This window comes from Azospirillum sp. TSO35-2 (genome assembly GCF_003116095.1).
GTDB lineage: Bacteria > Pseudomonadota > Alphaproteobacteria > Azospirillales > Azospirillaceae > Azospirillum.
Genome location: NZ_LGRA01000022.1, coordinates 55,175 through 75,868, shown reverse-complemented (window position 1 = coordinate 75,868; position 20,694 = coordinate 55,175). Strand labels below are relative to the sequence as shown.

Here is a 20,694-nt window from a genome sequence, read left to right as displayed (position 1 = left end):
GCCGCCCCGGCGGCCGCGGCCCCGGCTCCGGCCGCTGCTCCCGCCGCCGCCCCGGCGCCGGCGCCGGCCGCCGCCGCTCCGGGCAACCTGGCCGCCTCCGGCCCGGCCGCCCGCAAGCTGGCGGATGAGAAGGGCGTCGACGGCTCGGCCATCGCCGGCTCGGGCAAGGACGGCCGCGTCACCAAGGGCGACGTGCTGGCCACTCCGGCCGCCGCCCCGGCCAAGGCGGCCCCGGCCGCCGCCCCGGCGCCCAAGGTGGTGTGGGCCGCCGGCACCCAGGGCGACCGTCCGCGCGCCGCGCAGGAAGAGCGCGTCCGCATGACCCGCCTGCGCCAGCGCATCGCCGAGCGCCTGAAGGAGGCCCAGAACACCGCCGCCATGCTGACCACCTTCAACGAGGTGGACATGTCGGCGGCGATCGCGCTGCGCGCCGAGTACAAGGACTATTTCGAAAAGCGCCACAAGGTGCGGCTCGGCTTCATGTCCTTCTTCGTCAAGGCCGCCGTCCAGGCCCTGAAGGAGATCCCGGCGGTCAACGCCGAGATCGACGGCACCGACACCGTCTACAAGAACTACTACGACATCGGTGTCGCCGTCGGCACGCCGCAGGGTCTGGTGGTTCCGGTCGTCCGCGACGCCGACAAGCTGGACTTCGCCGGCATCGAGGGCACCATCGCCGCGCTGGGCAAGAAGGGCCGTGACGGCAAGCTGTCGATGGACGAGCTGACCGGCGGCACCTTCACCATCTCCAACGGCGGCGTCTACGGCTCGCTGATGTCGACCCCGATCATCAACCCGCCGCAGTCCGCCATCCTCGGCATGCACAAGACGATGGACCGCGCGGTCGTCATCGGCGGCAAGATCGAGGTCCGCCCGATGATGTATCTGGCGCTGTCCTACGATCACCGCATCATCGACGGCAAGGAGGCGGTGACCTTCCTCGTCCGCATCAAGGAGCTGATCGAGGATCCGCGTCGCCTGCTGCTGGACGTCTGACCGGCATCACCGACCAACCGCATAAGGGAACGTGGCAGGGTCCGCCCTGCCACGCCCCATCCGCCAGGGGCCTCACCGCCCCCGGCACCTACGAAAAGGACGCCGCAAGGCGTCCTTTTTTCTTTCCCGTGCGTTTCCGTTCAGGTGAAGGAGACGCTCTGCACGACGAACTCCTTGACCTTGTAATCGATCTTCGATCCGTCCCGCGCCTGATAGTTGCGGTATTGGTTGATCAACCCGCCGAACAGGTCGCCGACGTTGCCGCTGGACGCCTTGTACTCACCATAGTTCGGATCGAAGAAGTACAGGTGCGACCCCAGCCCGAAGGCCTTGCCGCCGGACTTGTAGCAGCAGGTCGCGTGCGCCGCCCCCCGCGCCGTGAAGTTCAAGGTGATGACGTGGTAGGTGTGGGGGCTGGCGGTGGCGACCGTGATCGCTTTGATCACCTCCTTGACGCTGTCCGGGTCGGTGGCGCTCACCCACTGCGTCTTGGTCGACCCGATCTGGAAACCGGCCTGCCCCATCGCCTGGTTGCGTGAGCCGAACTGCTCGGAGGACAGATCGAGGTCGTGGTGCAGTTCCGCGCTGTAGAGGCGCTGCTTGATGCTGGCGTGCAGGATCGTGCTGTCCTGGTCGATGTACGCGATGCGCGTCTTCGACGTCTCGCCCTTGTGGGAGCGATGACGCTTGATCCACTCCAGGCTCAGACCGAAGCAAATTCCCTTGGTCGCTTCGTGATCGTCGGGAAACAGCCGCTGGATCGGCAGGCGCTGCTTGAACGGCGCCACGCAATAGCTGTCGAACGCGGCCATCCCCATACCCCATCAAAGTCAGACGATTGCAGGCCGGCGCTCCCATCCCGGGTCGGCACTGCCGCCGCACGCTAGGCCGGATAATCATATCGGTACAATCAATTGCGGCTCTCAACATTTTTCCGCGCGCCTTCCGGCGTCCGGGAATGCCGCCGGTCCGTCGCCCCAAACTGTTCGCGTCCGTGACAATTCGCGAAGCTCTCAAACCCTCTTGCGCGGTGGATGGTATCTGGTATACCGTATCGATAATGTCAGTGCGGCACCGGGTTTTCTGCCCCGCCGCACCGGCTCCACCGGCGCGCAATCCAAGAGGGGGCGGGCGCCAAGGAGATCGGCATGGAACAGGCAGCAGCAGCGGATAAACCCGCGGTTGTGGATTGCGAACAGCTGGTGGCGGTGATCGGCGACGCGGTGATCGTGTCGGATCCGGCGGGGGCCATCACCCTGTGGAACGCGGCGGCGACGCGCATGTTCGGCTTCACCGCCGACGAGGCGATGGGCAAGTCGCTGGACATCATCATTCCGGAGCGCCAGCGGCAACGTCACTGGGACGGCTACGAGAAGACCATGGCCACCGGCCAGACCCGCTACGGCCACGACCTGTTGCGGGTCCCGGCGGTCCACAAGGACGGGCACAGCCTGTCGATCGCCTTCACCGTCGCGCTGTTGCGCGGGACCGACGGTGCGGTGACCGGGATCGTCGCCGTGGTCCGTGACGAAACCGCCCGCTGGACCGAGGAACGCAAGCTGCGCCGGCGGCTCGCCGAGCTTGAGGCGAGCGCGGTCACGGGCTGACGCCTTGGCCCACCCCCAACACCGGGCGGGCCAAGGCGTCCATCGAACACCCGGCCGCAAGCCTCCGGGCACGAGCCTCGGCCGGGGCCAAAGAGACGAATCGATACAACGCGATCAAGGGAGTGTTGCAGCATGAGCAAGCCGCTCGAAGGCATTAAGATCATCGATTTCACCCACGTGCAGGCCGGCCCCGCCTGCACCCAGCTTCTGGCCTGGTACGGTGCGGACGTCATCAAGGTCGAACGTCCGGGCGCCGGCGACGTCACCCGGTCGCAGCTGCGCGATATTCCGGATGCCGACGCGCTCTATTTCACCATGCTGAACAGCAACAAGCGCTCCCTGACGCTGGACACCAAGACCGCCGAGGGCAAGGAAGTCCTGACGCGCCTGATCAAGGAATCCGACGTCCTGGTGGAGAATTTCGGCCCCGGCGCGCTCGACCGCATGGGCTTCAGCTGGGACAAGATCCGCGAGCTGAACCCGGGCATGATCGTCGCCTCGGTCAAGGGCTTCAGCGACGGCCACCATTACCAGGACCTGAAGGTCTATGAGAACGTCGCCCAGTGCGCCGGCGGCGCCGCCTCGACCACCGGCTTCTGGGACGGCCCGCCGACCGTGTCGGCCGCCGCGCTCGGCGACAGCAACACCGGCATGCATCTGGCCATTGGCATCCTGACCGCCCTGATGGCCCGCACCAAGAGCGGCAAGGGCCAGAAGGTCGCCGTGTCGATGCAGGACAGCGTGCTGAACCTCTGCCGCGTCAAGCTGCGCGACCAGCAGCGCCTGGACCGCGTCGGCTACCTGGAGGAATACCCGCAGTACCCGCACGGCACCTTCTCCGACGTCGTGCCGCGCGGCGGCAACGCCGGCGGCGGCGGCCAGCCGGGCTGGGTGCTGAAGTGCAAGGGCTGGGAGACCGATCCCAACGCCTACATCTACTTCACCATCCAGGGCCACGCCTGGGCGCCGATCTGCAAGGCGCTGGGCCGCGAGGAGTGGATCGACGACCCGGCCTACAACACGGCCCAGGCGCGCCAGGACAAGATCTTCGACATCTTCGCGATCATCGAGGACTGGCTGAAGGACAAGACCAAGTTCGAGGCGGTCGACATCCTGCGCAAGTTCGACATCCCCTGCTCGCCGGTGCTGTCGATGAAGGAGATCGCCAACGACCCGTCGCTGCGCGCCAGCGGCACCGTCGTCGAGGTCGACCACAAGCAGCGCGGCAAGTACCTGACGGTCGGCAGCCCGATCAAGTTCTCCGACATGACGGTCGAGGTCACCGGGTCGCCGCTGCTGGGCGAGCACACCGACGAGGTGCTGGTGCAGCTCGGCTACAGCAAGGACCAGATCGCCGCCATGCACGAGGCGAAGGTGGTCTGACCGACCGGGGGCATGGTGGGGGAGAGTCGGCGTCCGGCCCTCTCCCCCGTCCCCCACCGACACGGGACAGCCGCCGCCGTCCCCTCCTGCCCCATCAGGGAGAGGACGGGGGCGGCTTTCCTTTGTGCCGCGCCATCAGCCCACGCGGCCCAGCTTGACGGTCAGCGGCCAGCGGATGGTGCGCACCCGCTCCGGCTCCCCCCACAGCGGGGCGATCTCCGCGGCGAACGCGTCCAGCGGGTTGCGGCCGAGCGCTTTGGTCGCCGCCTTCACCCCCGACCAGGTGTTCATGTAGGCCAGCAGGCGCGGCAGCGGCCAGTCGGCCGTCATCGCCATCGGCGGCACCGGCAGCTCCCGGAAGGGGAAGGCCATGCCGCGGTAGCCGTCGACCACCTTCCAGCGGTCCGCCGGCCAATAGGGCGCCAGCGTCCCGTTGTGGAAGGTTTCGATCACCGGGTCGAGCACCGGGTCGTCCAGCTCCTGCAGCGCGTAGCAGGCCAGCGCCACCGCCGCCCCCGGCTTCGCCACCCGCCGCACCTCGGCGTAGAAGCGGTCGAGGTCGAACCAGTGCGCCGCCTGCGCCGCGACGATCAGGTCGCAGGAACGGTCGGGCAGCCCGCTGGCCTCCGCCGGGGCGACGGCGTAGCGGATGTTGGGGCGCGGCTCCGCCTGGGCGATCTGCTCGGCGCTGGCGTCGGTGGCGTGCACCGTCCGGAAGCGCTGGGCCAGATCGACGGAGAACTGCCCGTTGCCGCAGCCGACGTCCCAGGCAAGGTCCTGCGACGGCGCGGCGGCGGCCAGCGTATCGGCCAGTTCCGGCGGGTAGGTCGGCCGGAAGGCGCGGTAGTCACCGGCATGGCCGGAGAAATGATCCTGGAATCCCATGGGCAATGAGGATAAACCCGGTGGGTTCGTCGCGGAAGCCGTATCGGCGCTCCGTTTCTTTCCGCAGTGGCGTGAGCGCGCCGGGCGTGCTAACCAAGCGCGCGCTTTTTCGTGCGCCTCGCCAACCACCCGTGTCCGGCATGCAGACCTTCCTGGAATTCGAAAAGCCGATCGCCGAGCTTGAAGGCAAGATCGAGGAGTTGCGGCACCTGACCAACGCCGGCGACATCAACATCGCCGACGAGGTCGCCAAGCTGCAGTCCAAGGTCGACAAGCTCCTGCGGCAGACCTACGCCAAGCTCACGCCCGCGCAGAAGGTGCAGGTGGCCCGCCACCCCAACCGTCCGCATTGCCTGGACTATGTGGAAGGGCTGATCGAGGACTTCACGCCGCTGGCCGGCGACCGCCATTTCGCCGAGGACCGTGCGGTCATCGGCGGGCTGGGGCGGTTCCGTGGCCGCTCGGTCGTGGTCATCGGCCAGGAGAAGGGCCACGACACCGAGTCGCGCGTCCGCCACAATTTCGGCATGGCCAAGCCCGAGGGCTACCGCAAGGCCCAGCGCCTGATGGATCTGGCCGACCGCTTCAACCTGCCGGTGCTCTCGCTGGTCGACACCGCCGGCGCCTTCCCCGGCGTCCAGGCGGAAGAGCGCGGCCAGGCCGAGGCCATCGCCAAGAGCATCGAACGCTGCCTGCGGCTGAACGTGCCGATGGTCGCCTCGGTCATCGGCGAGGGTGGATCGGGCGGCGCCATCGCCATCGCCACCGCCGACCGCGTCCTGATGCTGGAGCACGCCATCTATTCGGTGATCTCGCCGGAAGGCTGCGCCTCGATCCTGTGGCGCAGCTCCGACATGGCGGGCGAGGCGGCGATCGCGCTGCGCCTGATCAGCCAGGACCTGAAGGAACTGGGCGTCATCGACCGCGTGGTGAGCGAGCCGATCGGCGGCGCCCACCGCGACCCGGCCGAGACGGTCAAGGCGCTGGGCGACAGCATCGAGGAGTCGCTGGGCGAACTCGACGGGCTGGACGGCCCGGCGCTCCGCGCCAAGCGCCGCGAGAAGTTCCTGGAGATGGGGCAGAAGGGCCTGGGCTGATCCCCGGCCCTCGAATTTCCGTTCGACCGGAGCCGATATCCCTTCGGTCGGCCGTCATCCCCGTGAAAACGGGGATCCAGGCTTCCGGCCCAAGGACCTGATCTGGCTGGCTTCCCGCCTTCGCGGGAATGACGGCTGATCGGGTGGCGGACGGGTTCCGGCCGAGTCTGACGTTCCAAAGTCGGTGCCTACGCGGCAGCGCCGGAATGACACCGGAACAGGCTCGTTTCGCCGGCGCAACGCCCATGAACTCACCCGCCCCTCAGCCGAAGAACCCGTGCAGGAACCAGCGCGGGGTCTCCCCCGGCCGGTAGAGTCCGGCGCGGAACAGCCAGAAGCGGCGGCCATCACCGTCCTCCACCCGGTAATAGTCGCGGGTGGCCACCCCCAGCGAGCCTTCCGGGCGCCACCATTCGCACTCGATCCGCTCCGGCCCGTCGGCCCGGCGAACCCGGTGATGCCGGCCGCGCCACAGGAATTGCAGCGGCGGATCGTCGGGCACCGGGGCGATCGCCTCGACCGGTTCGGGCGGGGTCAGCAGCCGCAGCGGCCGCGGCCGGTCCGCCGGCCACAGCCCATGCAGGGCCGACGGCGCCGGCAGGCGGTCGAGCGGCGGCCACGGCGCCACGCAGCGTTCCGGCAACCAGCTTTCCCGCGGCACCAGCCGCAGCACCGTCCGTTCGCCCAGCCGCAGCGCCAGCCGGTCCACCAGATCGGCCAGCGCGGTGTCGGCCTCGTCGCCGTCGGCGCTGGTCTGGATGGCGCCGAGCGGCGCCGTCTCGGTCGCGGCCAGCGTCAGCGTCTCCAGCCCCGGCCCCGGCTCGATCCGCTCCAGCAGCGGCGTGAACAGCCGGGCCAGCGCCGCCGGATCGCGGGTTGGCCGGCTGGTGCCGAGCGTCAGGCTCTGCGGCTCGTCGTCGACGCGCTGGTCGGTGCGGTGGGCGTCCAGCCGCAGCCGCCGCGCCCCCAGCCCCGCCGCCTCCAGCCCGGTGCACAGGCGGCGCAGCAGATGGCGCAGGGCGCCGGCGATCGACTCGGGCGTGGCGATCGGTTCGGCAAAGGCCAGGCGCTCGCACTGCGGCGGCACCGGCCGGCGTGGCGAGATCGGCTCGTCCAGCCGCCCGAAGGCTTGGTCGTACCGTTGCAGCAGCCGCCCGCCGAACCGCGCCGCCAGCCCGGCGCGCGGCATCGCGTGCAGGTCGCCGACCCGGCGCAGGCCGACGGCGTGCAGCGCCGCCAGCGTCTCGGCCGGCAGGCGCAGCGCCGCCATCGGCAGCCCGTCCAGCCGTTCCAGCCGCCGCTCCTCCTTCGTGCCGAAGCGCACCAGCCCCCAGGCGGCGGCCGGGGTGGCGGCGACGGCGGCGCGCGCGACGAAACCGGCGGCGCGCAGCCGGCCGGTCAGGTCGGCCAGCAGCGCCGGCTCGCCGCCGAACAGATGGGCACAGCCGGTGACGTCGATCGTCACCCCATCCGGCTCGTCCGCCGCGGTCCATGGGCTGAAGCGCCGCGCCCAGTCGGCGATGCGGCCGAGCAGGCCCGAGTCGGCCTCCGGCGTCGCCTCCGCCACCTCCAGACCGGGCTCCAGCGCGCGGGCGTCGGCCAGCGTCAGGCCGGGCTGGATGCCGACTGCCTCCGCCGCGCGGTTGACGGCGACCACCACCCGGCGCTGCCGCTCGGTCCGCAGCAGCGCCAGCGGCATGGCCCGCCGCTCCGCCGACCACCCCCGCTGCCGCGCGTCGGTCGGCAGACGCGGCAGCCACAGGGCCACGATGCGCCGGGTCATGGCACGCCTCCTCCCGTCACCCGCCCCTCCCGCATGGAAAGGACGCTAGAACAAACAGCGAACACTCTAGCCTCAGCCTCTCCGCAAAGGGAGTCCCTCCTTTGGGGGCCTCTTGCCGGACGGCGGGCGAGCGCCGACATTCCATCCATGGCCCCACGCATCCCGCGCCCCGTTTGCCGTCTCGCCCCGCTGGCGTTCCTGCTGGCGGCCGGCGCCTGCGCGCCGCAGGAGATCCGCGACGACATGCCCGGCCGGGCCCAGGCCTTTCCGCCGACCTACACCCAGACCGTGATCCCCGGCGGGGAGCGGCGGACCTGGAGCGAGATCCAGGCGGAGCAGAACCGCGCATCCCCGTCCCGGAACAGCGCGAGCCGGCCCCAGGCAAAGGCCGAGTCGGCACCGAACGACCAGCAACAGAACGACCAGCCGCCGCCCAAGCGCCGCCGCGGCAGTTCGTCGCCCCCACCCGACCCGGCCGCCCTGCCGCAGCCGCCGCGCCCGGTGCCGCTGCCGCCGCCGGCCTCGACCCAGAGCGCCACCGATGCCTTCAAGCGCGACCTGATCCGGCCGGAGGTCGACCGCATGCGCACCGACGACGCCATGGGGCGCCTCGACCCGCTCGGCCAACGCGACCTGATGAAGCGCGAGAACGACCTGCGCCAATGGGGCGACCCGCTGGCGCGGTGACGACGCGGCCATTCCTCAAAGCCCTCCCCCCTCCGCCGCTTGACCCCACGGCCCCTCTGCCGCCATACCGGCCCCCGGATGACCACGGACGGGGTGCGGGCGGATGACGACGGTGACGGGAGCTTTCGGCAACGGGCTGACCACGCCGGTCTGGGTGCTCCAGCATCTGCTGGGCATCCTCGGGCTCGGGATGTGGGCGGGGCAGAATGGCGGGGCCGCGGTCTGGCAGGTGCCGGCCGCCGCCATCACCGCGGCGCTGGCCGCCGGGGTCGCGGCGCAGATGGGGCTGCGGCTGCCCTACGCCGGGCCGGGGCTGGCGGCGTCGCTGGTCGTCGTCGGCGCGCTGGTCGCGCTCGGGGTGCGGGCGCCGGCGGCGCTGGCGGTGCTGGTCGCCGCCGTCGTCGCGGTGTTCCACGGCCACGCCCACCAGGGACCGCCGCTCTATTGGGCCGGTTTCGCCAGCGGGCTGCTGCTGGTCGCCTGCGGCGGGCTGGGTCTGTCGATCGCCGTGACCCAGGCCGAATCGGACCGGGCGGTGCGGGTGTGTGGCGGTGCGGTAGCAGTCGCCGGCGTTCTCGACCTCGTCGGGGTGATTTGACCAGTTGCGCCTTGAAATGACCGGGTTGCGCGGAAATCTTTGAAGGCACGCCCTTCCCCCCAGACGAACGGGACGACCCGGTGCCCCGCGCAGCCGCCACAGCCTGCCCTTCCCCACCGGGGGCCGCGCCTCTGTCCCGGGCCGAGCCTCACGCCACCCCTCCGGCCTGCGACACCGACCGGCGCACCGGCGCTTCTCCGGACCCGTCCCTGGGTCGCCGCGACCTGCTGGCCGGACTGGCGCTGTCGCCGCTGCTGGCGGCCGGTCTGGCGGCCGCGCGACCCGGTGCCGCGGCGGCGCAGGAGCTGCGCTATTTCCGCATCGGCACCGGCACGACGGCGGGCACCTATTTCCCGATCGGCGGGCTGATCGCCAACGCCATTTCCAACCCGCCGGGCTCGCGCCCCTGCGACCGCGGCGGCAGTTGCGGCATCCCCGGCCTGATCGTGGTGGCGCAGGCCAGCAACGGCTCGGTGGAGAATGTCGAGATGCTGCGGTCGGGCGCGGTGGAGGCCGGGTTCGCCCAGGCCGACGTCGCCTATTGGGCCTACAGCGGCACCGGCAGCTTCACCGGCAAGCGCCCCTTCGCCGAGCTGCGCTCGCTCGGCATGCTGTACGCGGAGGCGATCCAGGTCGTCGTCCGCTCCGACGGCTTCATCGACCGCATGGCCGACCTGAAGGGCCGCACCGTCTCGCTGGGCGAGGAGGGGTCGGGCACGCTGGTCGAGGCGCGGCTGATCCTCGACGCCTACGGCCTGTCGGAAACGACGGTGTCGCCGCTCTACCTCAAGCCCGGCATGTCGGCCGACCGGCTGGCGAAGGGCGAGCTGGACGGCTTCGTCATGGTCGCCGGCTATCCGGTGCAGGCGGTCAGCGACGTCGCGGCGCGGGTGCCGATCCGGCTGGTGCCGCTGGACGGCGAGCCGGCCGACCGGCTGCTGCGCACCCAGCGCTTCTACATCGCGACCGAGATCCCGGCCAACGCCTACCCCGGCACCGCCCCGACCCCGACGCTGAGCCTGGGGGCGGAGCTGCTGACCCGCGCCGACCGCGACCCCGACCTGATCTACGGCATCGTCAAGGCGCTGTGGCACGAGAACACCCGCCGCGTCCTGGCCGAGGGGCACCCGAAGGGCCGCAGCTTCGACCCGGCCAAGGCGGTGGCCAACGTCTCGGTCCCGCTGCATCCCGGGGCGGAGCGCTATTACCGGGAGGCCGGCCTGCTGGGCAACGCCGCCAACGAAGCCGGCGACGACGCCGCCAAGACGGCCCGCTGAGCCGCCCCTCCCCTCCCCCCCGGACCAAAGAAGCGTTCCCGAACCCCGCGCGCCCGGAATAGTCTGGCGCGTGACGGGTTGATTCCGACGGTCCACCGTGATGGACGAAGGGAGGGGGCATGCCGGCCAGCCAGGGGGTGCGCATCGCGATCCGTTCCGCCCGCGCCGCCGACCAGGCGCGCTGTGCCGAGATCTTCCTGGACGGCCGCCGGGCGGCCTTTCCCTGGCAACCGGCCGACCGGTTCGGGCTCGACGATTATTACGACTGCGTGCGCGAGGACATCGTGCTGGTGGCCGAGTCGGACGGGGCGGTCGTCGGTTTCGTGTCGCTCGACCCGCAGGCCCGCGTCATCCACAACCTGTTCATCGCCCCCGACTGGCACAAGCGCGGCATCGGATCCGCCCTGTTGCGCGCGGCGCTGGACCGGCTGGGCGGCAGCCTGCGCCATGGACCGGCCGAGCTGGCCTGCGCCGCGCGGAACGCCGCCGCCCGCGCCTTCTACGAACGCAACGGCTGGACCCCGGTGACCGCGGCGTCGAGCCAGCCGGATGCGCTGGTGCTCTACCGGCTGTCGCGGGCCGGCTGACGCCTGCGGCCCGGCCCTACCCCAACGAGACCGGCGCGGACCCGTAAGGGCGGGCTGTTTTCGTTTGCGGCGTTGCGGTAAAGTCCCGCCGCCATGCGAACCTTGTACCATCATCCGATCCACGCCCCGTCGCGCGTCGCCCGCGTCATGCTCGCCGAGAAGGGATTGCCCTTCGATGCGGTGGTCGAAAAGCCGTGGGAACGGCGGACCGACTTCCTGAAGCTGAACCCGTCCGGCGAGGTCCCGGTGCTGGTGGAGGAGGACGGGACAGTCGTCGCCGGCGGCCTCGCCGTCATCGAGTATCTGGAGGAGGCCTACCCCGACACCCCCCTGCTGCCGCGCGAGGTGGCGGCGCGGGCCGAGGTGCGGCGGATCGCCGACTGGTTCCTGCACAAGTTCGAACGCGAGGTGGCCGAGAATCTGGTCGGCGAGAAGCTGGTCAAGCGGCTGTCCGGCCAGGGCCACCCCTTCGCCCCGGCGATTCGCGCCGGGCTGGCCAACATCACCTACCATCTCGACTACATCGCCTTCCTGTCGGAACGCCGGCCGTGGCTGGCCGGGTCGGTCTTCACGCTGGCCGACATCGCCGCGGCGGTGCAGCTCTCCTGCCTCGACTACATCGACAACGTCCCCTGGGACCGCAGCCCGGAAACCAAGGACTGGTACGCGCGCATCAAGTCGCGCCCCAGCTTCCGCGCGCTGCTGGCCGACAACATCACCGGTTGTCCGCCGCCCAGGCACTACGCCGACCTGGATTTTTAGCGGCCGCCGCCGCCGTCCCGCATCAGAAGCGTGGACCGGCCTCGCGTATCAGGCATAACGTGCTCCCAAACCTGTTCTTGGGAGAAGCTCCTCGATGCGTCTGCGCCGTTCCATGCCCGCCCGCCCGCCCGCCCCGTCGCTGCCCCGGCGCGCGATCCGGCCCGCTTTGGTTGCCGGCGGCCTGTTCGCGCTGGTGGCGTCCGCCTGGATGCCCGCCCACGCCGCGGTGCCCGCGGTCGACGACACCGGCGCCCGCTCGCTGGCCACCGCGCTGAAGAGCGGCCTGACCCGCTGGTTCCCGGCGCCGACCGAAGACGGCGACGGCATCGGCTTCGAGTGGGAGGGTGAGCCCACCGTCAAGCCGGCCGGCGACCATTACGACGTCGCCCTGCCCCGCCTGTCGGCCGAGGGCGCCGACGGCACCCGGTTCGACGTCGGCACCATCCTGCTGTCGGTGACGCCGAAGGACGACGGGCTGTTCGGCCTGTCGCTCACCCTGCCCAGCGCGATCAAGGTGCAGAACCTCGACGACGAGGACGAGTACAAGGACGCCGCCACCATCGCCATCGGCAAGCAGGCCTTCACCGGCACCTGGTCGAGCGTGCTGGAAACCATGCTGACCATCGACGCCGCCTACAACGACCTGACGGTCGGCGCCGCCGACGGCAAGGGCAAGCTGTCGGTCGCCACGATGACGCTGATCGAGGATCTGAAGCCGGAAACCGGCGCCAGCGGCGCCACCCTGTGGAGCGGCCCCATCGCCTTCGCGCTGGGCGGCCTGTCGGTGCTCGACGACAAGAACCTCGAGATGCTGAAGATCGGCGGCATCACCGCCGAGGCGGGCTACAGCCGCGTCGACCTGACCAAGGTCACCGCGCTGCAGAAGCTGTCGGAGCAGGCGGCGTCCAAGGGCACCGCCCCGGCCAGCGCCGACCTGCTGCCGAAGCTGCAGGGGCTGTTCGCCGGCGTCACCAGCAAGATGCGCCTGTCCAACCTGTCGGCCACCAACCCGGAGGACGGGACGAAGGTCTCGCTCGGCCAGTTCTCCTTCCAGGGCGGGGTGTCCGACCTCGACCAGGAGCTGTCGACCGCCAGCTTCGGCATGGAGGCGCGCGACTTCGCCATGACCCCGTCGCCGGCCCCCGTCGCCTTCACGCCGCGCGCGCTGGAGATCAAGGTGTCGCTGGCCAAGATGCCGAACGCCGCCCTGTGGAAGGCCTTCGGCGAGCTGGCGAAGTCGGCCGAGGCCGAGGAGGCTCCGCCGAAGAAGGGCGCCAAGCCTGCCAAGCCGGCCAAGCCGCCGGCCGGCCCGGCCGCCGCCGACCTCGCGATGCAGGACACCATGGCGGCGATGAGCAAGGCCGGGACCGAGCTGCGCGTCGACGCGCTGACCCTCGACACCCCCGCCACCGCCGGCACCGCCAGCGGCGCCCTGCGGGTCGCCGCCCCGGCCGCCTTCGGCGTCACCGGCGGCGCCACCATCCTGCTGAAGGGCATCGACGCCGCGGTCAAGGCGATGCAGCCGGCGCCGGGCGCCAAGCCCGACAAGGAGACGCAGGACCTGATGGGCGGCCTCGCCATGCTCCAGGCGATGGGCCAGGCCGGCAAGGACGACAGCGGTGCCGACATCCGCACCTACAAGATCGACCTGACCGAAGCCGGCCAGCTGCTGCTGAACGGCGCCGACATGACCCCGATGCTGGGCGGCGGCAGCGAACCCGCCCCGGCCCCGGCGGAGAAGCCGAAGGGCAAGAAGTAAGGACGGCGGCGGCACGGGTCATCCATCCCGTGCCGCCGAAGGGCCGCGACGGCGGCCCCGCGGGCTCGTGCCCGCGAAACCACGACATCGGACACACCTCTGGCGGTTGCGTCGGCAAAGCCTCTTGAACGGCGGGGGCGCTTTCACATATCTCCGCCGTCTTGACGCCACCCATCCGGGCACACCAACGCCCGGGCCAACCAACGAAGGTGCCCCCATGACCGAGGAACGGCTCAGTTTTCAGGCCGAGGTCAGCCGTCTGCTCGACATCGTCGCCCACTCGCTCTACAGCGAGAAGGAAGTCTTCCTGCGCGAGCTGGTCTCCAACGCGTCGGACGCCTGCGACCGCCTGCGCTACGCGGCCCTGACCCAGCCCGAACTCTCGGCCGACGACCCGAACCTGACGGTCCGCCTGCTGGCCGACAAGGAGGCGCGGACCCTGACCGTCGCCGACAACGGCATCGGCATGAACCGCGAGGATCTGGTCGAGAATCTCGGCACCATCGCGCGCTCCGGCACCGCCGCCTTCATGAAGTCGCTGAAGACCGCGGAAAACGCCGACGCCAAGAAGGACGTCAACCTGATCGGCCAGTTCGGGGTCGGCTTCTATTCCGCCTTCATGGCCGCCGACAAGGTCACCGTGCTGACCCGCAAGGCCGGCGAGACCCAGGGCTGGCGCTGGGAATCCGACGGCAAGGGCGAGTTCACCATCGCCGAGACCGACGGCTTGGCCCGCGGCACCCGGATCGTCCTGCACCTGCGCGAGGGCGACGACGAGTATCTCGACGAGACCCGCCTCGGCGCGATCGTCCGCAAATACTCCGACCACATCGCCATCCCGATCGTCTTCGGCGACGGCGATGACGCCAAGGCGCTGAACAGCGCGTCGGCCCTGTGGACCCGCTCGAAGAACGAGATCACGGCGGACCAGTACAAGGAATTCTACCACCATGTCGGCCACGCCTTCGACGAGCCGTGGCTGACGCTGCACTGGCGGGCGGAAGGGGCGCTGGAATACACCAACCTGCTGTTCGTGCCCTCGACCAAGCCGTTCGACCTGTTCGACCCCAAGCGCGCCCACCGGGTGAAGCTGTACGTCAAGCGCGTCTTCATCACCGACGCCGCCGAAGGGCTGATCCCGCCCTACCTGCGCTTCCTGCGCGGCGTGGTCGACAGCGAGGATCTGCCGCTGAACATCAGCCGCGAGATGCTGCAGCACAACCCGATGCTGGCCAAGATCCGCGCCGGCATCACGCGCCGCGTCCTGTCGGAGCTGAACAAGAAGGCCAAGGACAGCGAGAACGCCGCCGAATACGCGACCTTCTGGGAGAATTTCGGCGCGGTGCTGAAGGAAGGCCTCTACGAGGACTACGAGCACCGCGACGAGCTGATGAAGCTGCTGCGCTTCCGCACCACGGCGGGCGAGGGGCTGGTGTCGCTCGACGAGTATGTCGCGCGGATGAAGGAGGGCCAGGACACCATCTTCACCATCTCCGGCGACGACATCGACACCCTGCTGCGCAGCCCGCAGTTGGAAGGCTTCAAGGCCAAGGGCGTCGAGGTGCTGCTGCTGACCGACCCGGTCGACGAGTTCTGGATGCCGTCGGTCGGCGTCTATGACGGCAAGCCCTTCAAGTCGGTGACCCGCAGCGGCGCCGACCTCGGCAAGATCAAGGGCACCGAGCCCGAGACGCCCGAGGACAAGGCGCCGGAAGGCGAGCTGACCGATCTGGTGGCCCTGCTGAAGCTGACGCTGGCCGACGCGGTGAAGGATGTCCGCAAGTCGGAGCGCCTGACCGACAGCGCCGTCTGTCTGGTCGCCGACGACAACGACATGGACATGCATCTGGAGCGTCTGCTGAAGCAGCACAAGCAGCTGAACGGCGAGGTCGGCAAGCGCATCCTGGAGATCAACCCGTCGCACGCGCTGATCAAGCGCCTGGCCGAACGGGCGAAGGGCAGCGGCGCCACCGACGCGCTGGAGGATGCGGCGTGGCTGCTGCTCGACCAGGCCCGCATCGTCGAAGGCGAACCCCTGCCCGACCCCGCCGCCTTCGCCCGCCGCTTGGCGAGCGCGATGGAGAAGGGGCTGGCGTAAGCAGCCGGCCGGCGCTGTCCCTCTCCCCGTACGGTACGGGGAGAGGGGCGGAGCCGGTCCCTACCCCCGCCCGACCCGGTCGGCCGGGAAGACCAGGGCCATCGCCGTGCCTTCGTCGCGGCGGCTCACCACGTCCAGGCGGCCGCCGTGCAGTTCGATCAGGCGCTTGGTCAGCGGCAGGCCCAGGCCGGTGCCGACATGGCTGCGGGCGAGCGCGCTGTCGATCTGGCCCCAGGGCTCCAGCGCCTTGGCCAGCTCCTCGCCGGTCATGCCGATGCCGGTGTCCTGCACCGCCAGCCACAGGGCGCCGTCCGCCGCCACGCGGGCGCTCAGCGTCACCACCCCGTCGGACGGGGTGAACTTCACCGCGTTGGACAGCAGGTTCAGCAGCATCTGGCGCAGCTTGCGTTCGTCGGCGCGCAGCGGCGGCAGATCGGGCGGCACCGTGGTGACGATGCGCACGCCGTGGCGCGACGCCCGCTCCGCCAGCAGCCTCGCGGTGCCGATCGACACCCGCACCGCGTCGACCATGGTCTCGACCAGCTCCAGCCGGTCGGCCTCGGCCTTCGACAGGTCGAGCAGGTCGTTGATCAGCTCCATCAGATGCCGGCCGCTCTCGGCGATGTCGCGGGCGTATTCGCGGTACAGCGGGATGCTGTGCGGCCCCAGCACCTCCTGCTCCAGGATTTCGGCGAAGCCCATCATCGCGTTCAGCGGCGTGCGGATCTCGTGGCTCATGTTGGCGAGGAAGGCGGTCTTGGCCCGGCTGGCCCGTTCGGCCTGCCGGCGCGCCTCGTCCAACTGGCGGGCGCGCAGTTCCGTCTGCTCCGCCGACCGCGCCATCAGGCCGGTCACCGTGCCGACGCCCAGATAGCGCCCCTGCTCCACCACCAGGAAGCCGGTCACCAGCGCCGCCGGTTTCAGCCGGGCGAGCCGGCGGCCGATCTCGGCCAGCGGGGTGGCGCCCTCCACCACCAGCGGGGCGTCGTCCATCAGGGCGGACACCCGCCGCTCCGCCAGACCGTCGCCACCGTCCGCCGACAGCCGGTTGCGGTCGAGCAGGCCGAGCACGCGCCCCTCGCCGTCGACGACCGGCAGGGCGGGAAGGTCGGGCTGGCGAGCGAAGCGGGCGAGCGGCACGGCGCAGGGCTGGTCGGCCGCCAGCGGCGCCACCGGCACCGCCAGCCCGGCGGCGGTGAAGGCCGGCTCGTCATCGGTGCGGTCGGGTGCGGCGGCTTTGATGACGGGTGGATCGAATGGCGTCATGGCGTCTCAACCCCTCCCTGTTCATCGGCGCTGGCCATCGGCGCGCCGGTCGCGGACGCGTGGCGCTGACCGTCAAACCTAGCAGCGGATTATGAGCAATTGGTTTCCACGCCGATTCTTCAGGCATTACCAAAGGCCTATGCCCTAGGGCATTCGCACCGCCAGGGGGCCGCGGGGCGACGCGGGCGTTTGAGAATGCGTCCGAAACACAGTATGATGGTCGGATATTCGGGGCACCCCCGGCCGGTCGCCAAGGCGTTGTCCGCCATGCGTTTGACCGCCGCGCGCCCCGATTGCCAGGGAGACCGACAGGGCGAACACCCGCCCCTTGTCAAAGATCAGGATCACAGGGGATGTCCATGCCCTCGCGCCTCGAAGAACTGTGCGTGAAGAAGGGGTTGAAGATGACCGACCAGCGGCGCGTGATCTCGCGCGTGCTGTCGGAGGCCACGGACCACCCCGATGTGGAGGAGGTGCACCGTCGCGCCTCCGCCATCGACCCGCGCATTTCCATCGCCACGGTCTACCGCACCATGCGCCTGTTCGAAGAGGCGCACGTCATCGACCGACTCGATTTCGGCGACGGCCGCGCCCGTTACGAAGAGACGAGGACCGATCATCACCATCATCTGATCGACGTCGACTCCGGTGAAGTCATCGAGTTCATCAATGATGAGATGGAGCGGTTGAAGGAAACGATTGCGCGGGAACTGGGCTATGACCTGATCGGACACCGGCTTGAACTGTACGGTGTTCCGCGCACCCGCCGCAGCGACAAGTCCGAGTCTTAACATTACGCGGACCGACCTGCTGATTGCGCACAAGAGGTGTCGGCTGTTGCGACACTCTCCGGAATCGTCGCGGGATCGACGGGCGGGTCATGCACCCATCGCTTGTGGGGTGCATCGGGTGCCGGGCTGGACCTTGCGCCCCGGCGAGCCAAGGTTAGCCGAGGAGCAACCTCACTGACCGGAACCGGCCCCCCATGGACGACCGCCAAGACGACCGCCCCGTCGACCCCCGTGTCGACCCCGTGCTCGCCCGCTTGGACCGCCTGTCCGAGCTGCTGCTCAACCGCATCGACCGCCTGGAAGAGCGGGTCCGCGGCCTGGAACAGGACAATGGCGAGATCATCAACCTGCTGATCGCCGTGAAGGCCGGGCTGGAGGAAGCCTCCGGCGACCTGCTGGCCCAGTTGGGGGAAGAGGAGACCGCCGACGGCGGGCCGGAGGACGAACCGTCCTTCGAGGCTCCCTGCGGGCCGATGCTGCACTGAGCGGTCCGCCGGTGAAAAGCCTTGCCCGCCGGACCGCCGCGGCCGGATAAACGGGTTCATGCAGACCACGCCCGCCCCGACGCCCGACCCCGCCCTCCCGATACCCGCCGACGGGCCGGCCGGAGTCGCCTTCTTCGATTTCGATGGAACCCTGATCCACGGCGACAGCCTGCCGATGTTCGTCGGCGAGGTGATCGGCCGTCGCCGCGCCGCCCTGGCGCTGGCCGACGCCATCCGTTCGGGGCTGCACCGCCATCTGCGCGGCCGGGGTCCCGGCTGCGACTTTCCCGGTTCGGTCAAGGCGATCTTCCTGAAGCGCACCCTGCGCGGGCTGCCGGTCGCCGACGCGCTGGCCGCGGCGGAGCGGATGATCCCGCGCGTCCGCTGGCACCAGCCGATGCTGGAGGTGCTGAAGGCCCACCGCCGGCAGGGTCGCCGGGTGGTGATCGCCACCGGCGCGCTCGACCTCTACATGCCGGCGCTGCTGCGCGGGCTGGGGGTGGACGACCTGCTCGCCACCGGGATGGAGGTGGTGGACGGCGCGCTGACCGGGCGGCTCAGCACCGCGAACTGCGTGCGGCGCGACAAGGCCGAACGGGTCGGCGCCTGGATCGCCGGCAACGGCCCGGTCACCGCCACCTGGGGCTACGGCAACCACCCCAGCGACCTGCCGATGCTGGCGCTGATGCACACGGGCGAAGTCGTCCGTATTCGACGAAGGTCGAACCGGGGGTAGCCGCCGTTTACATCCCGTTCACCCGCCCGCATACTCCGCCCGTCCATGACAAGACCATGATGGACGGAGGAAAGCCGTGGCGTTCAGCATCGATGCCGACATCCGGTCGCCGGGCTACGGCGGGCGGCGGGCGGTGATCGCCGACACCGACCCGACACGGCGCGAGGCGCTGGCCAGCCATCTGGCCGGCCGCGGCTTCCAGGTTTCGCAGACCGCCGACGCGCTGGACGCGCTCACCCTCATCGGCAACGAGGCGCCGGTGGTGGCGCTGCTGCCGCTGGAACGCGAAGGCGACGCCGGCGACCGCGCCGCGGCGCTCGCCGCCATGCTCTACCCGCAGACGCGCATCCTGATGACCGGCGCCGCCTGCCAGGACGACGGCCCCTTCCCGGTGCTGCCGCGCCCGCTCGACCTTGCCGCCCTCGACCGCTGGCTGGACGAAGCGGCCGGCTAGCCGCCCGACGCCACCCCGGTGATCGTGGCGACGTGGCCCAGCTTGTCGGGGTTGGCGATCTGGTAGACGCGGCGGATGCGGCCGTCGGCGATGTCGAACGCCAGCACGCTGCGGAACGACCCGCCCAGTTGGGTCAGGAACCCCGGCCCGCCATTCACCCGCACCGGGACGAAGCCGAAGCTGACGCCCCGCTTGCGCTGGACGCCCAGCAGGAAGCGGGCGATGCGGTCGGCGCCGTGGAGCGGGTTGACCGCCGTCCGCACCATGCCGCCGCCGTCGCTCAGCCACTGGGCGTCGTCGGCCAGCAGCGCGACAATGGCGGCGTAGTCGCGCCGGACGCTGGCCTCGGCGAAGGCGTCGGCCAGACGGCGCCCCGCCGCGTCGTCGGCGCGGGAAGGGGCGGGATCGTCCAGGCGGGCGCGGGCGCGGCGCATGATCTGGCGGCAGGCCTCCACCGACTTGCCGAGCGTCGCCGCGATCTCGGCGTAGTCGAGGTCCATCGCCTCGCGCAGGACGAACACCGCCCGCTGGTCCGGCGCCAGCCGTTCCAGCAGCAGCAGCATCGCCATCGGCACCGACCAGCCCTCGCCGGCCGCGTCGCCGTCCGCGGCCTCGGTCCAGCCGGCCACCTCCGGTTCGGGCAGCCACAGGCCGTAATAGCGCTCCCGCGTCAGCCGGGCGGAGCGCAGGCGGTCCAGCGCCAGCCGGGTCACCAAGGTGGTCAGGAAGGCGGCGGCCGAGTCGACGCTGCCGGGCACCACCGCGCTCCAGCGCAGCCAGGCGTCCTGCAGCGTGTCCTCGGCTTCCGCGACCGATCCGAGCAGCCGGTAGGCGAGCGCGCGCAGCCTCGGCCGTTCGCCGGCGAAGAGGTCCAGCGAGTCGGTCCGCGCGTTGGCCAGGGAGTCGGCCGCCGAATCGGTCAGCATGGTCATGCGGCCGCGCCGGCGGCTTCGGCGGTCGCATCCAGGTGCTGGGCGATGCCGACGCGGTTCCAGGCGTTGATCTGCGCCACCGCCACCGTCAGCGCGGCGATCTGAGCGGTGTCGAAATGCCGCTGCAGCTCGCGGTGCGCCGCGTCGATGCGGTCGTGCCGGCTGCGGGTCAGCGCCTCGGCCCAGGCGAAGGCGGCGCGCTCGTCGGGCAGGAACAGGTCGGACCGCTCCCAGTCGGCGACGGCGGCGATGCGCGCCTCGCTGTCGCCGCCGTGGCGGGCCTCCTTGCCGTGCATGTCGATGCAGAAGCTGCAGCCGTTGATCTGCGACACGCGCAGATCGACCAGATGGATCAGGCCGGTCGGCAGGCCGCTGGCGCGGATGGCCTTGGTGACGGCGTGCATCGCGCCGTAGAGGGCGGGGGCGTCGTTGGCGATGGTCAGGCGGAAGGCCATGCTGTGCATCCTTGCGTTGGGTGTCATCGCCCCCATGACGGGGCAGTCACCGCGGG

General features: G+C 70.6%; 21 protein-coding genes. 15 read left to right on the top strand and 6 right to left on the bottom strand.

The window, feature by feature from the left end:
• Positions 1-996 (top strand): 2-oxoglutarate dehydrogenase complex dihydrolipoyllysine-residue succinyltransferase (gene odhB / locus TSO352_RS30260; RefSeq protein ID WP_109111443.1); only part of this gene is annotated, 996 nt, incomplete at its 5' end.
• 140 nt (positions 997-1,136) lie between these two features.
• Here the strand turns inward: odhB and TSO352_RS30255 are convergent.
• A complete protein-coding gene (locus tag TSO352_RS30255; protein WP_158284642.1) occupies positions 1,137-1,808 on the bottom strand; it encodes a YopT-type cysteine protease domain-containing protein in 672 nt (223 codons plus the stop codon).
• A 372-nt stretch (positions 1,809-2,180) separates the two neighbouring features.
• Here TSO352_RS30255 and TSO352_RS30250 point away from each other — a divergent pair, with 372 nt between their 5' ends.
• Both TSO352_RS30250 and frc read left to right on the top strand, forming a co-directional pair.
• A complete protein-coding gene (locus tag TSO352_RS30250) occupies positions 2,181-2,603 on the top strand; it encodes a PAS domain S-box protein (RefSeq protein ID WP_247872546.1) in 423 nt (140 codons plus the stop codon).
• Between the two features lie 132 nt (positions 2,604-2,735).
• The gene (gene frc / locus TSO352_RS30245) at positions 2,736-3,986 is read left to right on the top strand and encodes a formyl-CoA transferase (protein ID WP_109111004.1); all 1,251 of its coding nucleotides are present in this window, start codon (positions 2,736-2,738) and stop codon (positions 3,984-3,986) included.
• A 135-nt stretch (positions 3,987-4,121) separates the two neighbouring features.
• On the opposite strand, the gene TSO352_RS30240 is transcribed toward frc, so the two are convergent.
• The gene (locus TSO352_RS30240; RefSeq protein ID WP_109111003.1) at positions 4,122-4,871 is read right to left on the bottom strand and encodes a class I SAM-dependent methyltransferase; all 750 of its coding nucleotides are present in this window, start codon (positions 4,869-4,871) and stop codon (positions 4,122-4,124) included.
• 140 nt (positions 4,872-5,011) lie between these two features.
• Between TSO352_RS30240 and TSO352_RS30235 the strand changes: the two genes are divergently transcribed.
• Positions 5,012-5,968, top strand: a complete 957-nt coding sequence (locus TSO352_RS30235) for an acetyl-CoA carboxylase carboxyltransferase subunit alpha (protein WP_109111002.1) — start codon at positions 5,012-5,014, stop codon at positions 5,966-5,968.
• Positions 5,969-6,230: 262 nt separating this feature from the next.
• On the opposite strand, the gene TSO352_RS30230 is transcribed toward TSO352_RS30235, so the two are convergent.
• Positions 6,231-7,751 (bottom strand): DUF6504 family protein, encoded by a 1,521-nt coding sequence (locus TSO352_RS30230; RefSeq protein ID WP_109111001.1) that lies wholly within the window; start codon positions 7,749-7,751, stop codon positions 6,231-6,233.
• Between the two features lie 147 nt (positions 7,752-7,898).
• On the opposite strand from TSO352_RS30230, the gene TSO352_RS30225 reads away from it, so the two are divergent.
• The 7 genes from TSO352_RS30225 (at position 7,899) to htpG (ending at position 15,519) form a co-directional block, all read left to right on the top strand.
• The gene (locus TSO352_RS30225) at positions 7,899-8,438 is read left to right on the top strand and encodes a hypothetical protein (protein ID WP_109111000.1); all 540 of its coding nucleotides are present in this window, start codon (positions 7,899-7,901) and stop codon (positions 8,436-8,438) included.
• 103 nt (positions 8,439-8,541) lie between these two features.
• The gene (locus TSO352_RS30220; protein ID WP_109110999.1) at positions 8,542-9,036 is read left to right on the top strand and encodes a HupE/UreJ family protein; all 495 of its coding nucleotides are present in this window, start codon (positions 8,542-8,544) and stop codon (positions 9,034-9,036) included.
• Positions 9,037-9,116: 80 nt separating this feature from the next.
• The gene (locus tag TSO352_RS30215; RefSeq protein ID WP_109110998.1) at positions 9,117-10,313 is read left to right on the top strand and encodes a TAXI family TRAP transporter solute-binding subunit; all 1,197 of its coding nucleotides are present in this window, start codon (positions 9,117-9,119) and stop codon (positions 10,311-10,313) included.
• 119 nt (positions 10,314-10,432) lie between these two features.
• Positions 10,433-10,900: a GNAT family N-acetyltransferase gene (locus TSO352_RS30210; RefSeq protein WP_109110997.1), complete on the top strand. Its 468-nt coding sequence runs from the start codon at positions 10,433-10,435 to the stop codon at positions 10,898-10,900.
• A gap of 93 nt (positions 10,901-10,993) precedes the next feature.
• The gene (locus tag TSO352_RS30205) at positions 10,994-11,662 is read left to right on the top strand and encodes a glutathione S-transferase family protein (protein ID WP_109110996.1); all 669 of its coding nucleotides are present in this window, start codon (positions 10,994-10,996) and stop codon (positions 11,660-11,662) included.
• A 94-nt stretch (positions 11,663-11,756) separates the two neighbouring features.
• Positions 11,757-13,421, top strand: a complete 1,665-nt coding sequence (locus TSO352_RS30200; protein WP_247872545.1) for a YdgA family protein — start codon at positions 11,757-11,759, stop codon at positions 13,419-13,421.
• A 217-nt stretch (positions 13,422-13,638) separates the two neighbouring features.
• On the top strand, positions 13,639-15,519 hold the full coding sequence (gene htpG / locus TSO352_RS30195; protein ID WP_109110995.1) for a molecular chaperone HtpG: 1,881 nt from the start codon (positions 13,639-13,641) through the stop codon (positions 15,517-15,519).
• Positions 15,520-15,579: 60 nt separating this feature from the next.
• Here htpG and TSO352_RS30190 read toward each other — a convergent pair whose 3' ends face one another.
• Positions 15,580-16,785, bottom strand: a complete 1,206-nt coding sequence (locus TSO352_RS30190) for an ATP-binding protein (RefSeq protein ID WP_109110994.1) — start codon at positions 16,783-16,785, stop codon at positions 15,580-15,582.
• A 359-nt stretch (positions 16,786-17,144) separates the two neighbouring features.
• On the opposite strand from TSO352_RS30190, the gene TSO352_RS30185 reads away from it, so the two are divergent.
• The 4 genes from TSO352_RS30185 to TSO352_RS30170 all read left to right on the top strand — a co-directional run bounded on the left by TSO352_RS30185 (position 17,145) and on the right by TSO352_RS30170 (position 19,251).
• Positions 17,145-17,576, top strand: a complete 432-nt coding sequence (locus TSO352_RS30185; RefSeq protein WP_109111441.1) for a Fur family transcriptional regulator — start codon at positions 17,145-17,147, stop codon at positions 17,574-17,576.
• 194 nt (positions 17,577-17,770) lie between these two features.
• On the top strand, positions 17,771-18,061 hold the full coding sequence (locus TSO352_RS30180) for a hypothetical protein (RefSeq protein ID WP_199231785.1): 291 nt from the start codon (positions 17,771-17,773) through the stop codon (positions 18,059-18,061).
• Between the two features lie 58 nt (positions 18,062-18,119).
• Positions 18,120-18,797: an HAD family hydrolase gene (locus TSO352_RS30175; RefSeq protein WP_109110993.1), complete on the top strand. Its 678-nt coding sequence runs from the start codon at positions 18,120-18,122 to the stop codon at positions 18,795-18,797.
• A 76-nt stretch (positions 18,798-18,873) separates the two neighbouring features.
• The gene (locus TSO352_RS30170) at positions 18,874-19,251 is read left to right on the top strand and encodes a response regulator (protein WP_109110992.1); all 378 of its coding nucleotides are present in this window, start codon (positions 18,874-18,876) and stop codon (positions 19,249-19,251) included.
• On the opposite strand, the gene sigJ is transcribed toward TSO352_RS30170, so the two are convergent.
• Positions 19,248-20,183, bottom strand: coding sequence for an RNA polymerase sigma factor SigJ (gene sigJ, locus TSO352_RS30165; protein WP_247872544.1), 936 nt, complete (start codon positions 20,181-20,183; stop codon positions 19,248-19,250). The two genes, TSO352_RS30170 and sigJ, sit on opposite strands and share 4 nt — an antisense overlap.
• Complete coding sequence (locus tag TSO352_RS30160) at positions 20,180-20,638, bottom strand: carboxymuconolactone decarboxylase family protein (RefSeq protein ID WP_109110991.1); 459 nt, start codon at positions 20,636-20,638, stop codon at positions 20,180-20,182. Before TSO352_RS30160 ends, sigJ begins: the two co-directional genes overlap by 4 nt.
• Between the last annotated feature and the right edge of the window lie 56 nt (positions 20,639-20,694).